Here is a 19,504-nt window from a genome sequence, read left to right as displayed (position 1 = left end):
CATTAATGTGACAGGGAGCAGCTTTTTATGCTTTTTTACTCCTTTCGGAGACGTTATTGAGGCTGAAACCCGCAGTAGCCGAGAAAACGCTGCAGCGCGTTGGAGAGATGCTTTTGCCGGTGATGGATCAGATAAAGGGTGCGCATCAACGGCGGTAACGGGATGTTCAGTTCCACCAGCACGCCGCTGGCCAACTGCTCGCCAATCACCCGCCGCGACAGGCAACTGATCCCCATACCGTGGCGAACCGCATGTTTAATCGCTTCTGAATTGCCCAGTTCCATCACCAGTTGGAAGTGCGGCAAGTGCGCCAGCAACAGATGATGCAGTACCTCGCGCGTACCCGACCCCCCCTCACGCAGGATCCAGGGGGCCGTGGCCAGCATTTCCAGGGTCAGCGGTTGCCCGGCCAACGGGTTATCCGGCGCGGCAAATACCACCAACTCATCTTCCAGCCACGGCTGGGTGATCAGCTCCGGCATGTGGCAGGGGCCTTCAATCAGCCCCAGATCGACACGGAAATCCGCCACAGCGCCGATCACATCCTGGCTGTTGCCGACGTTCAGTTCCAGCGGCGAAGCGGGGAAATCATGCCGATAATGGGCGATCATCTCCGGCAGCATATAGTTGCCAATGGTGCTGCTGGCACCGATGCGCAACGCACCGCCATCATGGCGAAACAGCTGTTCAATCTCCCCCGCCTGCTCCAGCAGCGCCAGCGCTTTCGGGTACAGTAACCGACCGTGTTCATTAATGACCAAACGCTTGCCCACGCGATCGAACAGCTGCACGCTCAATTGCCCTTCCAGATCGGCCAGCGCTGCGCTGACCGCCGACTGTGATAACGCCAGAACTACCGAGGCCTGCGTGGTCGACCCGCTCTTAAGCACTTCGGTAAACACTTCCAATTGACGTAAGGTGATATGCATAGCGTCTCGGTTTTAATCAAAGGTGACATCGAAAAAGTCACTGAAATTAATGCAAAATCTGCGCTGCTGACCGGCAACAACGCACAGGGTGAATACTCTTAATGGTACCACGTTTGCAGAAATCAGCATGAAAGCCGCCCGCGGTCGGTTAACCACTTATTCAGATAGGTTATAACCATATAATCAATTTCTCTTTTATACAGCCAGAACGTAGTCTGTGCTTAAGATTTTGATTAAAAGGGCTGACTTATGGCGACCAATACCACACATAATTTCCCCACTCGGCAATTTGCCCTGTTCGGTTTACCTCACCTGATACCTGGACTGCTGTTGACCGGGGCTATCACCGCGTTAGCCGTCTGGATTGGTGATATTCCATGGGTGGCCGGATTGGGGTTGGGAGCCCTGACGCTGGCGATTCTACTCGGCATTGTGGTGGGTAATACGTTGTATCCCTGGTTACAGCCGAGCTCTCACAGCGGCGTTCAGTTCGCCAAACAGCGCCTGCTGCGGTTGGGCATTATCCTTTACGGCTTCCGCCTGACGTTTCAGCAAATTGCCGACGTGGGCACCACCGGTATCATCATTGATGCGTTAACGCTAACCACCACTTTCCTGCTCGCCTGCTGGTTGGGCAAGAAAGTGTTTGGCCTCGACACTCATACCACCATGCTGATCGGTGCCGGCAGCAGCATCTGCGGTGCGGCAGCGGTTATGGCTACCGAACCGGTACTGAAAGCCGATGCCAATAAGGTGGCAGTCGCCGTGAGCACCGTGGTGGTGTTCGGCACGCTGGCGATCTTTGCCTATCCGTGGTTGTACCATCTGAACGAACAGTTCCAGTGGCTGCCGTTTAATCAGGAAAGCTTCGGTATCTTCACCGGTTCGACCATCCATGAAGTGGCTCAGGTCGTCGCCGCCGGGCATGCCATCGGGCCGGATGCCGAAAACGCTGCGGTGATCTCCAAAATGATCCGCGTAATGATGCTGGCACCCTTCCTGGTCATACTTTCAGGGTTTATCAGCCGCAGCCGTAGCGCTGGCAACAGCGGTGCGAAAGCAGAAAAATCTGCCATCACCATTCCCTGGTTTGCCGTGTTGTTTATCGCCGTCGCCGGGCTGAATTCTTTCAACCTGATCCCGGCTACGCTGGTAAAACATCTGATTACTGCGGACACCTGGATGCTGGCGATGGCCATGGCGGCTCTGGGATTGACCACCCACATCAGCGCAGTGCGCCAGGCGGGGGTAAAACCGATTCTGCTGGCCACCCTGTTGTTCATCTGGCTGATTGTCGGCGGCGGTGCGATTAATCTGCTGGTGCAACATTTCCTCTGATTCACCCCGCAATGTTTCCTCGACCTCAGGCCCGCGCTCGCGGGCCTGAACTTTTTCAGCCATTCAATCCTTCCGCTATCAATGCCATAATGACGCCGATTACACAGGAGAATGAAAATGAAGTTTGTCGGTGCACATGTCAGCGCGTCAGGCGGCGTGGATCAAGCGGTTATCCGCGCGCACGAATTAGAGGCGACCGCATTCGCCCTGTTCACTAAAAATCAACGTCAATGGAAGGCCGCCCCGTTGCCTGCCGATGTGATTGATAAATTCAAAAGCGCCTGCGCGCAGTACGGTTACGGCCCAGGTCAGATCCTGCCGCACGACAGCTATCTGATTAATCTCGGCCACCCGGTAACCGAGGCATTGGAAAAATCCCGCGAAGCCTTTCTTGATGAAATGCAACGCTGTGAACAGCTGGGGCTGACGCTGCTGAACTTCCACCCTGGCAGCCATCTGATGCAAATTGACGAAGACAAATGCCTGGCACGCATCGCCGAATCCATCAACCTGGTGCTGGATAAAACCAGCGGTGTGACGGCGGTGATCGAAAATACCGCCGGTCAGGGCAGTAATCTGGGCTTTAAATTTGAACATTTGGCGGCGATTATCGACGGCGTGGAAGACAAAAGCCGTGTCGGTGTCTGCATCGACACCTGTCACGCCTTTGCCGCCGGTTACGATCTGCGTACCGAGGAAACCTGCGAACAGACCTTTAAGGAACTCGGTGAGGTGGTGGGCTTCAACTATCTGCGCGGTATGCACCTGAACGACGCCAAAAGCGAATTCAACAGCCGCGTCGACCGCCACCACAGCCTGGGTGAGGGCAACATCGGTAAAACGGTGTTCAGCTACATCATGCGCGACTCGCGCTTCGACAATATCCCGCTGATCCTGGAAACGGTGAACCCGGATATCTGGGCGGAAGAGATAGCCTGGCTGAAAGCCCAGCAGTAGTTGCCAGTGACACCCTACCCGGTGAGCCTCAGGCTGACTGGGTGGGGGGACTCTAGCCCATCCAACTAACGAGGTGGTTCATTTGAATAATTCAGCATGTGTGCCCAAAGCTACCAGCATGATGAGATCCTTCTCCTCGTAAATTTTATAGACCAGCAGAAAATCCCCTCCCAGGTGCATTTCCCTGTTATCAGACCATTCCCCCGTCAAGGGGTGATCAAGATATTCAGCAGGTATCATTTGCCGTGCGACCAAGAGAGCACTGACGGTTTGGATGAGTGACATGTCATGGCGGCCAGTTTTATCGTAGCGGGCCCAATCTTTGTCAAAACGAGATGTGTAGTCCAATTTTCGCGGCCTAATCCCCGTTGGACGTGCCACCCTCGCTGATTTTGCCTTGGTCTTGGCTTTCGATAGTGGTTTTTTTACCAACTTTCAGGCTCTCCATCATGGATTCAACACTGTTAAAGTGCTCCGGCTTCCCTGCCGCTAAAGCATCAGCTTCTTCAATGGCCGCACGAAGGCGTGCGTTAGGCGTATGGGCCTTTATTTCTATTGGCATTGCCTTGGTTGCAACGACTTCACTCAGAAAGATTCTGAAAGCAGCACTGACAGTAAGACCGCAATCTTTCAAAACAGCGGTAGCGGCATCTTTAAGGTCAGTGTCGATGCGTGCACGTACATAAGTTTCCATAATCCCCCCTCGGGTTTGTAGTCACATTGTAGTCACACAAAACTATTATCACAATCTTAAGATGCAGAAATGAACAAGGGACCCAATGGGCCCCTTGAAATGGTTTTTTATTACCAACGCTAATCTTAAGCCACGCTGGCCGCCGGAACATCAGCACGTTTCAGCAGCGCGTAAGACACGCCAGCCAATAGCGTACCGGCGATAATCGCCACCAGATACAGCAGTGCCGGGGTGATAGCGCCAGGGATCAGCAATACAAACAGCCCGCCGTGCGGTGCCATCAGTTTGGCACCAAACGCCATGGACAACGCACCGGTCAGCGCGCCACCAGCGATGCAGCATGGCAGCACACGCATCGGGTCACGGGCTGCGAACGGGATCGCGCCTTCAGAGATAAAGCACAGGCCCAACACCAGCGCCGCTTTCCCGCCTTCCTGTTGTGACTTGTCGAATTTGCGACGCGCCAGCAGCGTTGCCAGCCCCATCGCCAGCGGTGGCACCATACCGGCAGCCATAATCGCCGCCATCGGTGCATACACCGAAGAACTCAGCAACGCCACGCCAAAGGCATAGGCCGCCTTGTTGACCGGACCGCCCATGTCGGTACACATCATGGCACCGAGTATCGCCCCCAGCAGCACCGCATTCGCGGTACCCAGCGACTGCAGCCAGTGGGTCAGACCTTCCATGATTTTCGCCACCGGCGTGCCGACGATGAAGATCATGATCAGACCAACGATCAGGCTGGCAACCAGCGGAATGATCAGGATCGGCTTCAGCGCTTCCATACTCTGCGGCAAACGCAGTTTGGTGCTGATAAATTTGGCGACATAACCCGCCAGGAAACCGGCAATGATACCGCCGAGGAAACCGGCTCCGGTGCTCACGGCCAGCATGCCGCCAATCAACCCTGGCGTCAGGCCCGGACGGTCAGCAATAGAGAACGCGATAAAACCAGCCAGTACCGGCACCATCAGTGCAAAGGCCGAACCCCCACCGATCTGCATCAGCGCAGCCGCCAGCGTGCCTTTGACTTCAAACGCCTTGATACCGAATACGAATGACAGTGCAATACACAGGCCGCCCGCCACTACCATCGGCAGCATATAAGACACACCGGTCAACAGGTGACGATAAGGCCCGGCACTCTCTTTCTTCTTGCCGGCTGCGGCCGGAGCACCGCTTTTTTGCGGCTGGAAAATCTCGGCTTCTGCCTGCGCCTTGTCCAGTTCCTGCGCAGTTTTCTTGAGCGCCAGTCCGGTAGAGGTGCGATACATCGGCTTGCCGGCAAATTTCTCCAGATCCACTTCGATGTCGGCCGCCACAATCACCAGATCCGCCGCCGCCACTTCTTCAGGCGTAATGGCATTACCGGCCCCCACGGAACCGCGGGTTTCTACCTTCACCCACCAGCCGCGTTTTTTTGCTTCGCTCTCAATCGCCTCTGCCGCCATAAAGGTGTGCGCCACACCGGTTGGGCAAGCGGTGATTGCCACAATGCGTTTTTGACCGGCTGCTTTAACCGCCGCACCCGTTGCCACCGCAGGTGCCTGCCAGGTTTTTGCTTCGGCGACAGCCTGCGTCAGGAAGGCTTCAGGTTCACGCACCGCGTGCTCCACATCGCCCACATAAACCCGCTTGCCGTTCAGCTGGGCGTCAGCAGGCGCAGATTGCCCCGCCACCACCACCAGTTCAGCCTCGGCCGGGGACTCCACCAGCGTCAGGCCGGCTTTCGCCGCAGCAGCGCCGAGCATGCGTTTCGCCAGGTGACCACGCGCCTGCCCCAGCGAACTGTCTATCATCAGCAGTGTTTTCATTCTGCCTCCCGCTATTGATTAAAAGGTTTCAGGTCGACACGCGCCATCATCGCGGCCAACTGTGGACGGTCGGTCACGCCAACGTTGCTCTGGCTGACGGCCAGTGCAGCTACGGCGGTAGCCAAACGCAAAGTATGTTCACTGGATTCGCGCATCAGCAGGCCATAAATCAGGCCGCCGACCATCGAGTCGCCGGCACCGACGGTACTGACCACTTCGCAGGCCGGTGGCTTGGCGATCCAGGCGCCGGAAGCATTGACCCACAGCGCCCCTTCCGCACCGAGGGAAATCACCACGTGAGCAATGCCCTGATCGCGCAGCGCATGGGCGGCCTCAACCACGTCAGCCAGCTGGGGCAATGGGCGACCGGCCCAGATTTCCAGCTCGCGACGGTTGGGTTTCACCAACCATGGCGCGGCTTTCAAGCCGGCAACCAGGGCTTCACGGCTGCTGTCGAAAATAATGCACGGGCACTGAGCGCGCAGGCGGACCATCCAGTCGGTAAAGGCATCGGGATCAACCCCGGCCGGCAGGCTGCCGCTCACGGCCACCATATCGAACTGACCGAGCCAGCTCAGGGAGTCGGTCACGAAACGTTCCCAATCCTGACCACTCACCTCAAAGCCGGAGAAGTTGAAATCTGTCACTTCACCGTCTTTTTCCGTCAGCTTGACGTTAATGCGGGTGCGGCCCGGCACCACCTGGAAGCGGTTGGCAATGCCCAGATCGCTGAACAGCAGTTGGAAGCCATCCTGGTTATCTTTGCCCAGGAAACCGCCCACAGTGACATCAATGCCCAAATCTTTCAGCACCTTGGCGACGTTAATGCCTTTTCCGGCGGCGTGCAGACCAGCGGTTTTGACCAGATTAACTTCACCGCGCTCGATCTCCGGGCAGAAGCCCACCAGATCGTAAGCCGGATTCAGGGTAATTGTTGCTACTCTTCTGCTCATGCTGCGCCCTCGCCCAGTCCTTCGTTAATGGCCTCACCGATCGCCTTCAGCGCCGTTTCAGCATCCTCACCCTTGGCGGTAAAGCGCAGGTGATGCCCTTTCTTCACGCCCAACGCCACAACCTTCATCAGGCTGCGTCCGTTGGCCGGTTTGCCACTGCCATCCAGATTAGTAACGGTAATTTCGCTCTCGAACTTCTTGATTACGTTGACCAGTGCCGTCCCCGGACGGGCATGCAGGCCGTGTTCGTTGCGAATGACGTACTCGGCACTCAGGGTGGTGTTTTCTTCTTCTACTTCACTGGTCAGCAATGCCAGCAGGGTGACGGCATCGGCGTTCAGCAAGCGTTCAGCTTTATTTGCCAGCAACAGGTCACTCAGATAGTTCAGCACCGCCAGCGGTTGCTGGTCAGCCACCGATAACGTCAGCAGCAGCGCGACTTTCTCACCGTCTTCGTCAAACGCCTGCACTGGACGGCTCAGGGTGGCCGCGCTGGTCAGATTGCCTTCGGTGCTGTCGCTCAGCCAAATGCCCTGCCCCAGATTCAGTGGCTTGCGGGTAATGACGTCGCTGACAAACTGGGCGTTGACCGCGCCAATTTTCTGCAAACGACCGGCATTCAGCGCCTGCAGCGTCATCAGGCTGTCGGCGGCCACATCGAGCGCGATCAGAGAAGCGTCAAATTTGAACTCTGCCGTCAGCTTTTCGCCCATCAGCAGGCTGCGCAGCTCTTCTGACGAGGTGGTTTTCGCCAACTGTTCGGCCACGCTGTCGTCGCTCAGCACGTGTGTCAGTTGGCGCAACAGCGCCAGGTGTTCGTCGGAACGGGCGGCGATACCGATAACCACAAAAGCGGTTTGGCCTTCGCCCCATTCAATGCCCTGCGGGAACTGAAATACCTGCACGCCGGTGTTCAGTACCAGCGCACGGGTGTCGGTGGTGCCATGCGGAATGGCAATGCCGTTGCCCAGGTAAGTGGAAGTTTGCAGCTCACGCTGCAACATGCCGTCCACGTAGGCGGCGCTGACGCAGCCCGCCTCGGTCAGTGCGGCGGCAACCTGTTGGATGGCTTCCTGCTTGCTGCCGGCAGCCGCGCCCAGGTGAATATCTTGCGGTGACAACTGGAACATGATTCTCCTCTCCTGCTGAATTGAATCGTTTCAGCTTCGTTGGGAAAAAGGAGCGTTATCGGTACGGAATCATCGCGCCCATAACGCTGAAACGTTTCAAGGAGTGTGTGAGCTGTACCGGCTGAAAGCAAGTTTTCTCAAAATTGATGTGATAGATTTTTGACCTTACGCACACTTTTCCCGAAGGGTTATCCGTTGCGGCACTAAAATGACATACTGTGCTGAAACTTGGCTGACGGAGAACAGCATGACGGTAGTGGCGGGCGTAGGGGTGATCATCGTAAATGCACAAGGGGAAATATTGCTGGGGAAACGCTGCGGTCAGCACGCCCCTTTCTGGTCGATTCCCGGCGGGCATCTGGATGCCGGTGAAACCTTTGAACAGTGCGCTCAGCGTGAGATCGCCGAAGAAACCGGGCTGATGATCGCCCCACCGAGTTTTATCGGTATCAGCAATAATCTGCAAACCTGGCGCGCCGAGGGAAAACATACGGTATCCATATGCTTGCTGACGCAACATCCCGGCGGTACCCCCGAACTCAAAGAGCCCGAAAAATGTGCAGAATGGCGTTGGTGCTTACCGAATCAGTTGCCGGAACCCCACTTCGAAGCCAGCCGTAACGCTATCCATCTCTGGTTGACAGGGCAAACCTATCAGGCAATGAAGTAGCCGTTTTCATTCAGTTTTTTTCTCCTCTGTCCGTGATCTTGCGCATGGACTGATAAAACCACATAAAAAATACGTTATATAAACCAGAATATAACGCTGCAAAATCCCTCGAATGAGCATTTTCCTGCTAAAAATAACCCTATAGTATTAGATGTCATTGCTAATGTTACCTATACTTCCTCAGGTATGTCGGCGCTCGGCCGGCACTTTTTTTGGCAAGGTTTTCCTTGGTATTTCATAATTATAAGCGGGTTCAATATGACCAATAAACTCACTGGCTTGATCAAAAAGCACCGCTGGGGATGGCTGTGGCTGCTGCTGTTGGGGATTATCCTCGGGGCAGCATTATTAGCGGGTACCGCCACCGTATTCCACAAAACCAGCGACACCGCTTTCTGCGTGTCCTGTCATACCATGCAACAACCGCTGGCCGAGTATCAGGGCAGCGTCCATTTCCAGAATACCAAGGGGATCCGCGCTGAATGCGCCGACTGCCACGTCCCACACGAACCGCTTGATTACCTGTGGACCAAGATCCGCGCGGTAAAAGATATTTATGGCGAGATGGTGGGCACTATTGATACGCCAGAAAAATATGAGGCGCATAAGCTGGCCATGGCCCAGTCGGTATGGAAAACGCTAAAAGAAAACGATTCCGCCACCTGCCGTTCATGCCACAGCTTTGACGCCATGGATATCACCGCTCAACGGCCGGAAGCGCGTATTCAGCATCCGGTGGCTATCAAGCAGGGTGAAACCTGCATCGATTGCCATAAAGGTGTGGCGCACATTCTGCCGGACATGAGCGGTGCCGCCCAGGCCGGTGCTGCCGAACTGGCGAAGGCCGCGGCTGAAACCTCACCGACCGCCACCACGCTGTACACCATTGCCACCGAGCCTTTCTTCCTGAAACCGGACGACAGCCACAACGCCGGCAACCTGATGCCCTCCACCGAAGTTCAGGTGGTGAAACAAGAAGGCGACAAGGTGCTGGCCAACGTCACCGGCTGGCAACAGGACGGCGTCAGTGAAGTGTTCTACGCCGCACAGGGCAAGCGTATCCTCAGCGTGCTGCTGGGGGAAGACGCTCGCAAACTGCTGAAAACCGGCACCACCATGACCGATGCCGAAACCGGCCTGGTGTGGCATCAGGTTTCTCTGCAGGTCTGGCTGCCGCGTAAACAACTGATCGACGATCAGCAAAAAATCTGGCGCTACACCGCGGATATGATGTCGGCCAACTGTACCGGCTGTCACGGCCTTACCGCCCTCGATCGCTTCAACGCCAACCAGTGGATCGGCGTTATTAAAGGCATGGCTCCACGCACCTCGCTGACGCAGGAACAACTGCGCGTTCTGACACAGTACGTGCAGAAACACGCCAGTGACATGCAGCCAGCCAAACCTGCCAAGCTTTAAGGGAGAAGCGAAATGAGCAAATATCAACAACAAGCGTTAAAAATGAGCCGCCGCCGCTTCCTGACCGGCGCCACCGCACTGGCCGCCGCCCCGTTGCTGGCAGGCCTGTGGCCCAAGTCAGCGCTGGCGCAGGCCATCAGCCAGGCGCTGCCGCAATTTGTGGTGCTGCGTCAGGCACAAAAAGGCATTCTGACCGGCGCGCACTGGGGTGCCTTCGAAGCTATAGTGCAGGACGGCAAAATGGTCGGCGTGCAGCCGGTCAAGGACGATCCTTACCCGAACGAGCTGATCACCATGGCGCCCTACCAGGTACATGCCGAAAACCGCATCAAATATCCGATGGTGCGTAAAAGCTGGCTGGAAGGCGGCCCCGGCAGCCATACCGAACTGCGCGGCCGCGACGAATGGGTACGCGTCAGCTGGGACAAGGCGATTGAACTGGTGTGTGGCGAAATCACCCGTCTGCAAAAAGATCATGGTCCACAGTCAATCTATGCGGGTTCTTATGGCTGGAAGAGCGTCGGCATGCTGCACAACAGCCGCACGCTGCTGCAACGCCTGATGAACCTGACCGGGGGCTTCCTCGGTTATGCCGGTGACTATTCCACCGGCGCCGCACAGGTGATCATGTCGCACGTGGTCGGCTCCATGGAGGTTTACGAACAGCAAACCGCCTGGCCAAACGTGATCGAAAACAGCCAACTGGTCGTATTGTGGGGCTGTAACCCGATGATCACGCTGAAAAACAGCTGGAACGTGCCTGACCACTACGGCCAGACCGGCTTTGAGGCGCTGAAGAAGAAAGGCACCCGCGTGATCAGCATCGACCCGGTGCATAACGACAGCGCAAAATTTATCGATGCGCAGTGGATCGCCCCACGCCCTTATACCGATGGCGCCATGTTGATCGGCATCGCCCACACGTTGCTGACCGAGAAGTTGCATAACCCGGACTTCCTGAAAACCTACACCGCCGGCTTCGACAAGTTCCAGGCTTATCTGCTGGGCGAAACCGATGGCACACCGAAAACTGCCGAATGGGCCGCCGATGTTTGCGGCGTCGATGCCGACGTATTGCGTCAACTGGCACGCGACATGGCGAAAAATCGCACCATGATCATGGGCGGTTGGGGCATTCAACGTCAGCATCATGGCGAACAGCAGCACTGGCTGTTGGTCACCGTGGCGGCGATGCTCGGCCAAATCGGCCTGCCGGGCGGGGGCTTCGGCTTCAGCTATCACTACTCTTCCGGCGGTAGCCCGACGGCGAAAGGCGGCATCATTTCCGGTATTTCAGCCGGTAATGCGCCGAAAAACTCACCGGCACCGATCCCGGTAGCACGCATCGCCGAATGCCTGAGCAATCCGGGAAAAACCATTAATTTCAACGGCACACAGGTCACCTACCCCGAGGTGAAAATGGTGTACGTGGCCGGTGGCAACACCTTCCACCAGCACCAGGACACCAACAACCTGGTCAAGGCCTGGCAACGGCCGGACACCATCGTGGTGAACGAACCTTACTGGACCGCCACCGCCAAACATGCCGATATTGTGCTGCCGGCCACGACCAGCTATGAACGTAACGATCTGGAAATGGGCGGCGACTACTCGCAACTGTATGTGTTCCCAATGCATCAGTGCGTGGAGCCACAGCATGAGTCGCGCAGCGATTTCGATATCTTCGCGGCCATGGCGGCCAAGTTGGGTGTGCAGGATGCCTTTACCGAAGGCAAAGATGAAACTCAGTGGCTCAAAGGCATGTACGACGACATGAAAACTCAGGCGCGCGCCGCCCGGGTGGCCCTGCCGCCGTTCGACATGTTCTGGGCATCCAACAACTATGTACGTTTCCCGGTGCCCGAGGCCAATACCCAATGGGTACGTTTCGCCGACTACCGCGAAAACCCGCTGCTCAATCCGTTGGGTACGCCATCCGGTAAAATCGAGATCTACTCCGACGCCATTGCCAAAATGAAGTATCAGGATTGCCCTGGCATCCCGACCTGGATGCCGCCGCATGAGTGGTATCGTGGGCCGGAGGCGGTTAAATATCCTCTGTCGCTGAACACCGCACACCCAATCAACCGCCTGCACTCACAGCTCGACAATACGCCGCTGCGTAAAAAGTATGCGGTGGCAGACCGGGAAGCGATTGTGATCCATCCGCAGGACGCCAAGTCTCGCGGCATCGCCAGCGGTGATCTGGTGCGCGCCTTTAACGATCGCGGCCAGATCCTGGTCGGTGCAGTAGTCAGTGAAGACGTGCGCCCTGGCGTGGTACGGATCAGTGAAGGGGCCTGGTTCGATCCGGCCGATCCTTCACAGCCGGGCTCGCTGTGCAAAAACGGCAACGTCAACTGCCTGACCTTCGACGTCGGCTCCTCCAGCCTGGCGCAGGGTAACTGTGGGCAGATGGCTCAGTTGCAGATCGAGAAGTATCAGGGTGAGGTGCTGAAAAACACCGCGCACGACGTGCCAGCCGGCGCGTAACGGCAGATCCCTAGTCAATACAGAGGCAACTTCGATTATGACAGACATATACCCTAAATAATTGGAGTTGCATCAAGGCGGCAAGCCCGTAAGTCCCCGGAAGCATAGATAACTATGTGACCGGGGCGCGCAGGCGCAGCCAACACAGATGCAGCTTCAAGTATGACGGGTATAGGCGTATTATGCGCGCGCCCCCTTCATTTACGGCTATTTTCTGACCTCTATGGCTACATCAACTACGGCAACGCGACGCTCGCCCGACCTCACTTCACTGGCTTTTTTAGTGGTGGCGTTCCTCACCGGTATTGCCGGGGCGCTACAGACCCCGACGTTGAGCCTGTTCCTGGCGACGGAAGTGAAGGTGCGCCCTTCGATGGTCGGGCTATTTTTCACCGGCAGCGCGGTGATTGGCATTTTGGTCAGCCAGTTTCTCGCCCGCCGTTCGGATCAAAAGGGCGACCGTAAAACACTGATTTTCCTCTGCTGCATGCTGGGTGCGCTGGGCTGCGTGCTGTTCGCCTGGAACCGCAATTATTACCTGCTGCTGGCGGTCGGCGTAATGTTGACCAGTTTCGGCTCTACCGCTAACCCACAGATGTTCGCCCTGGCGCGCGAACACGCCGATCGCACCGGTCGCGAAGCCGTGATGTTCAGTTCAATCCTGCGGGCGCAGGTTTCCCTCGCCTGGGTAATCGGGCCGCCCATCGCCTTTGCACTGGCCCTGGGCTTCGGTTTTAAAGTGATGTATCTGGCCGCCGCAGCGGTATTTATCCTGTGTGGCGTGCTGGTGTGGAAAATGCTGCCCTCGATGCGCAAAACGCCGGTGGCCACCAGCACCACGCTGGAGGCCCCACGACAAAACCGTCGCGATACGCTGTTGCTGTTTATGGCCTGCACCTTTATGTGGACCGCCAACAGCATGTATCTGATCAATATGCCGCTGTATATGGTGCATGAGCTGCAGTTGCCGGAAAGGCTGGCTGGGGTGTTGATGGGCACGGCAGCCGGGCTGGAGATACCGACCATGCTGATTGCGGGCATGGTGGCAAAACGCTTCGGCAAACGCTTCTTAATGCGCTGTGCGGTAGCGGCGGGCCTGCTGTTTTATGTTGGCCTGCTGTTTATTACCGGCACCTGGCAGCTGATCGCCCTGCAACTGCTTAACGCGGCGTTTATCGGCGTACTGGCGGGGATCGGCATGCTCTATTTTCAGGATTTGATGCCTGGGCAGGCAGGTGCCGCAACCACCCTGTTTACCAACACCACTCGCGTGGGTTGGATTTTAGCCGGTTCCATTGCCGGCCTGGTGGCGGAAGTCTGGAGTTATCACGCGGTGTTTTATTCCGCACTGGCGATGGTTGTCGGCGCAGTGCTCTGCTTGTGGAGGCTGAAAGACGCGTAAGGCAGGCTTAGGGAGCCGTATCCACTTCCAGCTTGGCCAAATAGATTAGCGCCTGGTCACGGTGGTCGTGACACATTTCGCGGCTGGCCTGCAGGCTGCCACAAACTTTGGGCCGCAGCGGCGAGTGAAACAGGCCACAGCGTAACTGCTCGCTAAGATGAATACAGCGGGTATTGGCGGGCTTGCCGTTGGGCATGCCGGGGATCGGGCTGGATATTGAAGGCGCAATACAACAGGCGCCACAGTCGGCACGGCAGTCCATCAGCGAGTCTCTCGGTGGGCTGGCAGAATTGAAGCGCGACAATATCAGTCGCGCTCATCCGCCGCCAGCAGAATCCGGGTTTGCCGCTCAATCTTTACATCCCCCCCTTTTAACCGCAAATGGGTTGCACTCATGTCGGGCAAAAACACGCTTCAAACCGCCCTGGCCACACCGATTAATGCATGAAACAAGCATATTCACGGCTTTACATGCGTCAACCACACATGTACCATTGAGCTAGTACAAAAGAACTTACGGCCGCCATGGCCACTCAGGAGCAAAAATGTCCGCGGACACCATCCAGAAGCTTTCCCGCCCTTCGGTCCTTGGCGGCGCGATGATCATTGCAGGCACCGCCGTCGGCGCTGGCATGTTCTCCATTCCTATTGTAACTTCTGGCGTGTGGTTCAGCGGCTCGGTCGCGCTGCTGATTTATACCTGGGCCTGCATGCTGATCTCTGGCCTGATGATCCTCGAGGCTGCACTGCATTACCCGAGCGGTGCCAGTTTCAATACCATCGTCAAGGATCTGCTGGGTAAAAGCTGGAACGCCATTAACGGCATTTCCATCGCCTTTGTGTTGTACATCCTGACTTATGCCTATATTTCCGCCGGTGGCTCAATTATCGCCCACACGCTGGAAGGCATCGTCGGCGTCGGGCAGACCACCGCCGGGCTGGTGTTTGCCATCGTGGTGGCGTTTATCGTCTGGTTGTCCACCCGCGCGGTCGATCGTCTGAGCACCATTCTGATCGGCGGCATGGTGATCACTTTTGTGATGTCGGTGGGCGATATGTTCACTCATGTGCAACCGGCAGTCTTATTCAACCGCGACGACAGCCAGGCCAGCTATCTGCCTTACGCCCTGGCGGCGCTGCCTTATCTGTTAACCTCGTTCGGCTATCACGGCAATGTGCCGGGACTGGTGAAGTATTATCACAAGGACAGCGGTGCCGTGGTGCGCAGCCTGGTGTACGGCACGCTGCTGGCGCTGGCGATCTATATCCTGTGGCAGTATGTGATCCAGGGCAATATCGCCCGCGATGCCTTCCGGCAGGTGATTGCCGAAGGCGGCAATATCGGCAGCCTGCTGAAACAAATGGGTAACGTCTCCAGCAGCCAGACCGTGGGCCAACTGCTGAGCGCCTTCTCTTATATGGCACTGGCCAGTTCGTTCCTTGGGGTCTCTCTTGGCCTGTTCGATTATCTGGCTGACTTCTTCAAATTCAGTGATGACACCGCCGGGCGCAGTAAAACCGCGTTGGTGACCTTTGCACCACCGACCATAGCCGCCCTGCTGTTCCCGAACGGCTTCCTGTATGCCATCGGCTTCGCCGGGCTGGCGGCCACCATTTGGGCGGTGATCGTACCGGCCATGATGGCTCGCGCCAGTCGTCGTCGCTTTGCCCAGGCGCAATATCGCGCTCCCGGTGGCCGGGGGATGATCCTGTTTATCATTCTGTTCGGGGTGATCAACGCCGTCGCACACGTGCTGGCATTGCTGGGTCTGTTGCCGGTCTTCAAGTAATACCGCGGGGGATGGCATTCGCCGTCCCCTTTTTCCGCCACTGTTTTGCTTGATCTGCTTGCCTGAAATCATCGGCGCGAGTAACTTGTCGCAACTTCCCAAAAACTCTTTATTGCAGGTTATTTTATATGGCAAAGGCTAACGAAATTAAGCGTGGCATGGCGATCAGCTACAACGGCAAACTGCTGCTGGTGAGAGACATTGATGTGCAGAGCCCAAGCGCACGCGGTGCCAGCACCTTATACAAAATGCGTTTCTCGGACGTCCGTACCGGGCTGAAGGTAGAAGAGCGTTTCAAGGGCGACGATATTCTGGACACCATTAGCCTATCCCGCCGTAAGGTGAACTTCTCTTACATCGATGGCGAAGAATACGTGTTTATGGATGACGAGGATTACACCCCTTACATCTTCAAGAAAGAGCAGATCGAAGACGAACTGCTGTTCATTCCTGAAGCCGGCCTGCCGGGTATGCAGGTGCTGACGCTGGAAGGCCAGGTACTGGCGCTGGAGCTGCCGCAGACCGTGGATATGGAAATTGTCGACACCGCACCGGGCATCAAAGGTGCCTCAGCCAGTGCCCGCAACAAGCCGGCCACCATGGCGACCGGCCTGACCATTCAGGTACCGGAATATCTCAGCGCCGGTGACAAAATCCGCATTCATATTGCGGAGCGCCGCTATATGAGCCGCGCAGACTAGCCCTTCGTCTTTCACACTGCAGCGTTGTTGGCTACTAGCCCTCACCCCAGTCACTTACCGATGTAAGCTCCTGGGGATTTGGGCTCTTGCCGCCTAGCTGCAGCGTAAAATCCATTGGGCTTTATTCCCACTTCACAACGGCAATTCAGGGAAGAAACGGCGTTTGAGCGCCAGCTCGACACCGCGCAGTTCCGCTAGCCCTTTCAAACGACCAATTGCCGAATAACCCGGATTGGTTTTTTTCTTCAAGTCATCCAGCATCTGATGCCCATGATCGGGACGCATCGGTATCGGCCGGGTATCACCCGCCTGATGACGACGCTGTTCCTCACTGAGGATCGCTTCAATCACCGCCACCATATCGACGTCGCCTTGCAGGTGCGCGCCCTCATGGAAACTTTTCGGGTTATCTTCACGGCAGGTTGCGCGCAGATGGGTGAAATGGATACGGTCGCCAAAGGTTTCAATCATCCGCACCAGATCGTTATCCTCACGCACCCCATAGGAGCCGGTACACATGGTGAAACCGTTATACAGGCTGTCGACCGTCTGCTTGAACCACTGCATATCTTCAATGGTCGAGACAATGCGCGGCAGGCCCAGGATCGGCCGTGGCGGATCGTCCGGGTGTACCGCCAGGCGCACGCCGACCTCTTCCGCTACCGGCACAATGGCGCGCAGGAACACCGCCATATTCTCACGCAGCTGCGCCTTGTCGATGGCGTCGTACTCGGCCAGACGGGCGCGGAACTGATCGAGCGTATACCCTTCTTCAGCCCCCGGTAGCCCGGCGATGATATTACCGGTCAATTTGGCGATATCCGCCTCGCTCATGCCAGCAAAGCGCGCGGCGGCCTGCTGTTGCTCTTCCTGCGTGTAATCCTGCTCTGCCCCCACACGTTGCAGAATATGCAAGTCAAAAGCCGCAAAGGCAATTTGATCAAAACGTAACGCCTTTGACCCATCGGGCAGCAAATACTCCAGATCGGTACGCGTCCAGTCGAGGATCGGCATAAAGTTGTAGCACACGGTGTCGATACCGCAGGCCGCCAGGTTACGCAACGATTGCTGGTAATGGGCGATGTGCTGCTGGTAGTTACCGCTGTGGGTTTTGATCTCTTCATGTACCGGGATGCTTTCAACCACCGACCACACCAATCCTTTCTCCGCCAACAACGCCTGACGAGCCTTGATCTCGTCGATCGGCCACACCTCGCCATTCGGGATATGGTGCAAGGCGGTGACTACGCCGGTGGCGCCAGCCTGGCGCACATCGTCAAGAGAGACAGGATCGTTCGGCCCATACCAACGCCATGTTTGTTCCATTATTTATCCTTGTAAAAATCGCCCAGTATTGTGGTAGTGGTCAAGATTGTACCGTTCTGACAATCTTGTTATACCAAAATTAAATAGATATCGGTTAACTTTCACCTTACTCTTTCGCATCTGACTGTCAAAAGCGAAACCCTGATTGGTTGATCCACTTCACGGTTCTGGCTTATTTTGGGCTGAACAATGTTATTAGCCCCTTTACAGCCTTACACTGGCGGCAGAGAACGCATGCGAAAAAGGTAAGCGCCGCGCCGTTTCCCATTCGCAAAACTGGTCTGATAACTTTTTAAAAGTTCCCGGCCAGCACCCTTTACCCAGCTTGGAGCCATGCATGAAGACTATCGCCAACTCACCGCTTCCCGACGCCGTCCAGCAACCGCGCTATGACCGCAACACATTACAAAGTCGCATGGTGCACATTGGATTCGGGGCCTTTCACCGCGCCCATCAGGCACTGCTGACCGACCGGGTATTGAACCGCCAGGGGGGAGACTGGGGGATTTGTGAGATTAGCCTGTTCGGTGGCGATATTCTGTTCCAGACGCTGCGTCAGCAAAACCATCTTTATAGCGTGCTGGAAAAAGGCGCTGCGGGGAATCAGGCAGTGGTGATTGGTGCAGTGCATGAAAGCGTACACCGCAAACTGGAGGGGATCGGTGCAGTGCTGGAAAAACTGGCGGAGCCGCAGGTCGCCATCGTCTCAATGACCATCACCGAAAAAGGCTACTGCATCGAACCCGGCAGCGGGAAACTGGATCTGCAACACCAGGGGATCCGCGCCGATCTTGCCAACCCCGCTCAACCCATCACGGTGCCCGGCATTCTGGTAGAAGCCCTGCGCCTGCGCCTGGAACGCGGCCTGCCCGCCTTTACCCTGCTCTCTTGCGATAATATTCCCGAAAACGGCCATGTGCTTCGCAACGCGATCATCGGCCTGGCACAGGCGCGTGACGGCGCTCTGGCAGATTGGATTGCCCACCAGGTCAGCTTCCCCAGTACCATGGTCGACCGCATTGTTCCTGCGGCCACCCCGGAAACGCTCGATGAAGTGGCTGCCGCACTGGGCGGCGTACGCGATGAGTGCGCCATCGCGTGCGAGCCGTTTATCCAATGGGTGGTGGAGGATAATTTTGTCGCAGGCCGTCCAGCCTGGGAACTGGCCGGTGCACAATTGGTAAAGGATGTACTGCCTTTTGAACAAATGAAGCTGCGCATGCTGAACGGCAGTCATTCCTTCCTGGCCTATCTGGGTTATCTGGGGGGATATCAGTATATAAACGACTGTATGGCCGACGAGTCTTATCGCCGCGCGGCACACCACCTGATGCTGGCCGAGCAGGCACCGACGCTCAGCGTCAGCGGTATCGATCTGGCCGCCTATGCCGCGCAGTTGATTGAACGCTACAGCAATCCAGCGCTGCAACACCGCACCTGGCAAATCGCCATGGATGGCACACAAAAATTGCCGCAGCGGATGCTGGATTCGGTTCGTTGGCATCTGCAGCATGGCGGCAGCTATGCCGGTTTGGCGCTGGGCGTGGCGGCCTGGATGCGCTATGTCGGCGGCGTGGATGATGCCGGTCAGCCGATTGATATCCGCGATCCGCTGCTGACAACGCTGCAACAGACGGTAGCCGCAACGCCGGACGATGAACAACGCGTGAAAGCTCTGTTAGGCTTGAAAGCCGTTTTTGGTGAACAATTGCCGGCTAATGAGGAATTTGTGGCGGCGGTTACCCGTGCCTATCTGTCCCTGCGCGATCGCGGGGCGCGACAAACGGTGCAGAACTGGGTGTCGACTCAACTGGCGTAGCGCTGACAATGATGTAAAAGATAAAATATATCCCCTATGAATTTCAAATTACAGCTAGGTGCCAAG

At 56.6% G+C, this 19,504-nt stretch carries 17 protein-coding genes; 9 read left to right on the top strand and 8 right to left on the bottom strand.

Translation table 11 applies throughout. The annotated features are described in order from the left end of the window. Positions 1–53 precede the first annotated feature (53 nt). On the bottom strand, positions 54–929 hold the full coding sequence (gene yieE / locus OCH02_RS01365) for a DNA-binding transcriptional regulator YeiE (protein ID WP_261429372.1): 876 nt from the start codon (positions 927–929) through the stop codon (positions 54–56). 249 nt (positions 930–1,178) lie between these two features. On the opposite strand from yieE, the gene OCH02_RS01360 reads away from it, so the two are divergent. Together OCH02_RS01360 and nfo are read left to right on the top strand one after the other, a co-directional pair. Beyond that, positions 1,179–2,267, top strand: coding sequence for a YeiH family putative sulfate export transporter (locus OCH02_RS01360; protein ID WP_261429371.1), 1,089 nt, complete (start codon positions 1,179–1,181; stop codon positions 2,265–2,267). A gap of 117 nt (positions 2,268–2,384) precedes the next feature. Then, positions 2,385–3,224 (top strand): deoxyribonuclease IV, encoded by an 840-nt coding sequence (gene nfo / locus OCH02_RS01355; RefSeq protein WP_261108658.1) that lies wholly within the window; start codon positions 2,385–2,387, stop codon positions 3,222–3,224. A 78-nt stretch (positions 3,225–3,302) separates the two neighbouring features. On the opposite strand, the gene OCH02_RS01350 is transcribed toward nfo, so the two are convergent. From OCH02_RS01350 to fruB, 5 genes are all read right to left on the bottom strand, one after another. Next, positions 3,303–3,572, bottom strand: a complete 270-nt coding sequence (locus tag OCH02_RS01350) for a type II toxin-antitoxin system YafQ family toxin (RefSeq protein ID WP_261429370.1) — start codon at positions 3,570–3,572, stop codon at positions 3,303–3,305. Positions 3,573–3,582: 10 nt separating this feature from the next. Beyond that, the gene (locus OCH02_RS01345) at positions 3,583–3,918 is read right to left on the bottom strand and encodes a type II toxin-antitoxin system RelB/DinJ family antitoxin (protein WP_261429369.1); all 336 of its coding nucleotides are present in this window, start codon (positions 3,916–3,918) and stop codon (positions 3,583–3,585) included. A gap of 125 nt (positions 3,919–4,043) precedes the next feature. Further along, the gene (gene fruA, locus OCH02_RS01340; protein WP_261429368.1) at positions 4,044–5,735 is read right to left on the bottom strand and encodes a PTS fructose transporter subunit IIBC; all 1,692 of its coding nucleotides are present in this window, start codon (positions 5,733–5,735) and stop codon (positions 4,044–4,046) included. Positions 5,736–5,746: 11 nt separating this feature from the next. Continuing rightward, positions 5,747–6,688, bottom strand: a complete 942-nt coding sequence (gene fruK, locus OCH02_RS01335) for a 1-phosphofructokinase (RefSeq protein WP_135317278.1) — start codon at positions 6,686–6,688, stop codon at positions 5,747–5,749. Beyond that, positions 6,685–7,818: a fused PTS fructose transporter subunit IIA/HPr protein gene (fruB, locus tag OCH02_RS01330; protein WP_261429367.1), complete on the bottom strand. Its 1,134-nt coding sequence runs from the start codon at positions 7,816–7,818 to the stop codon at positions 6,685–6,687. Before fruB ends, fruK begins: the two co-directional genes overlap by 4 nt. Before the next feature lie 247 nt (positions 7,819–8,065). Between fruB and OCH02_RS01325 the strand changes: the two genes are divergently transcribed. From OCH02_RS01325 to OCH02_RS01310, 4 genes are all read left to right on the top strand, one after another. Then, positions 8,066–8,488, top strand: coding sequence for a nucleotide triphosphate diphosphatase NUDT15 (locus OCH02_RS01325; protein WP_261429365.1), 423 nt, complete (start codon positions 8,066–8,068; stop codon positions 8,486–8,488). A 258-nt stretch (positions 8,489–8,746) separates the two neighbouring features. After that, positions 8,747–9,907 (top strand): NapC/NirT family cytochrome c, encoded by a 1,161-nt coding sequence (locus OCH02_RS01320; protein ID WP_261429364.1) that lies wholly within the window; start codon positions 8,747–8,749, stop codon positions 9,905–9,907. A 12-nt stretch (positions 9,908–9,919) separates the two neighbouring features. Then, positions 9,920–12,400 carry a trimethylamine-N-oxide reductase TorA gene (gene torA, locus OCH02_RS01315; RefSeq protein ID WP_012145949.1) on the top strand — a complete coding sequence of 827 codons (2,481 nt, stop codon included), beginning with the start codon at positions 9,920–9,922 and terminating at the stop codon, positions 12,398–12,400. 223 nt (positions 12,401–12,623) lie between these two features. After that, on the top strand, positions 12,624–13,802 hold the full coding sequence (locus OCH02_RS01310) for a sugar efflux transporter (protein ID WP_261429363.1): 1,179 nt from the start codon (positions 12,624–12,626) through the stop codon (positions 13,800–13,802). Between the two features lie 7 nt (positions 13,803–13,809). On the opposite strand, the gene OCH02_RS01305 is transcribed toward OCH02_RS01310, so the two are convergent. Next, entirely contained in the window at positions 13,810–14,064 is a 255-nt protein-coding gene (locus OCH02_RS01305; protein WP_261094312.1) for a YkgJ family cysteine cluster protein, read from the bottom strand. Positions 14,065–14,347: 283 nt separating this feature from the next. Between OCH02_RS01305 and mtr the strand changes: the two genes are divergently transcribed. Together mtr and yeiP are read left to right on the top strand one after the other, a co-directional pair. After that, on the top strand, positions 14,348–15,592 hold the full coding sequence (mtr, locus tag OCH02_RS01300; RefSeq protein ID WP_261429361.1) for a tryptophan permease: 1,245 nt from the start codon (positions 14,348–14,350) through the stop codon (positions 15,590–15,592). Positions 15,593–15,720: 128 nt separating this feature from the next. Further along, complete coding sequence (yeiP, locus tag OCH02_RS01295) at positions 15,721–16,293, top strand: elongation factor P-like protein YeiP (protein ID WP_261429360.1); 573 nt, start codon at positions 15,721–15,723, stop codon at positions 16,291–16,293. Positions 16,294–16,425: 132 nt separating this feature from the next. Here yeiP and uxuA read toward each other — a convergent pair whose 3' ends face one another. Next, entirely contained in the window at positions 16,426–17,619 is a 1,194-nt protein-coding gene (gene uxuA / locus OCH02_RS01290; protein ID WP_261429359.1) for a mannonate dehydratase, read from the bottom strand. A 337-nt stretch (positions 17,620–17,956) separates the two neighbouring features. On the opposite strand from uxuA, the gene OCH02_RS01285 reads away from it, so the two are divergent. Continuing rightward, positions 17,957–19,438 carry a mannitol dehydrogenase family protein gene (locus OCH02_RS01285; RefSeq protein ID WP_261429358.1) on the top strand — a complete coding sequence of 494 codons (1,482 nt, stop codon included), beginning with the start codon at positions 17,957–17,959 and terminating at the stop codon, positions 19,436–19,438. Positions 19,439–19,504: the final 66 nt, after the last annotated feature.

It is taken from the genome of Serratia quinivorans (genome assembly GCF_946227985.1).
Taxonomy (GTDB): Bacteria; Pseudomonadota; Gammaproteobacteria; order Enterobacterales; family Enterobacteriaceae; genus Serratia; species Serratia quinivorans_A.
The sequence above is the reverse complement of the archived record's forward strand: the minus strand, read 5'-3'. Positions and strand labels throughout refer to the sequence as shown.

Coding starts and splice junctions, on each gene's coding strand:
- yieE (WP_261429372.1), bottom strand. CDS start 929: ATGCATATCACCTTACGTCAATTGGAAGTGTTTACCGAAGTGCTTAAG.
- OCH02_RS01360 (WP_261429371.1), top strand. CDS start 1,179: ATGGCGACCAATACCACACATAATTTCCCCACTCGGCAATTTGCCCTG.
- nfo (WP_261108658.1), top strand. CDS start 2,385: ATGAAGTTTGTCGGTGCACATGTCAGCGCGTCAGGCGGCGTGGATCAA.
- OCH02_RS01345 (WP_261429369.1), bottom strand. CDS start 3,918: ATGGAAACTTATGTACGTGCACGCATCGACACTGACCTTAAAGATGCC.
- fruA (WP_261429368.1), bottom strand. CDS start 5,735: ATGAAAACACTGCTGATGATAGACAGTTCGCTGGGGCAGGCGCGTGGT.
- fruK (WP_135317278.1), bottom strand. CDS start 6,688: ATGAGCAGAAGAGTAGCAACAATTACCCTGAATCCGGCTTACGATCTG.
- fruB (WP_261429367.1), bottom strand. CDS start 7,818: ATGTTCCAGTTGTCACCGCAAGATATTCACCTGGGCGCGGCTGCCGGC.
- OCH02_RS01325 (WP_261429365.1), top strand. CDS start 8,066: ATGACGGTAGTGGCGGGCGTAGGGGTGATCATCGTAAATGCACAAGGG.
- OCH02_RS01320 (WP_261429364.1), top strand. CDS start 8,747: ATGACCAATAAACTCACTGGCTTGATCAAAAAGCACCGCTGGGGATGG.
- torA (WP_012145949.1), top strand. CDS start 9,920: ATGAGCAAATATCAACAACAAGCGTTAAAAATGAGCCGCCGCCGCTTC.
- OCH02_RS01310 (WP_261429363.1), top strand. CDS start 12,624: ATGGCTACATCAACTACGGCAACGCGACGCTCGCCCGACCTCACTTCA.
- OCH02_RS01305 (WP_261094312.1), bottom strand. CDS start 14,064: ATGGACTGCCGTGCCGACTGTGGCGCCTGTTGTATTGCGCCTTCAATA.
- mtr (WP_261429361.1), top strand. CDS start 14,348: ATGTCCGCGGACACCATCCAGAAGCTTTCCCGCCCTTCGGTCCTTGGC.
- yeiP (WP_261429360.1), top strand. CDS start 15,721: ATGGCAAAGGCTAACGAAATTAAGCGTGGCATGGCGATCAGCTACAAC.
- uxuA (WP_261429359.1), bottom strand. CDS start 17,619: ATGGAACAAACATGGCGTTGGTATGGGCCGAACGATCCTGTCTCTCTT.
- OCH02_RS01285 (WP_261429358.1), top strand. CDS start 17,957: ATGAAGACTATCGCCAACTCACCGCTTCCCGACGCCGTCCAGCAACCG.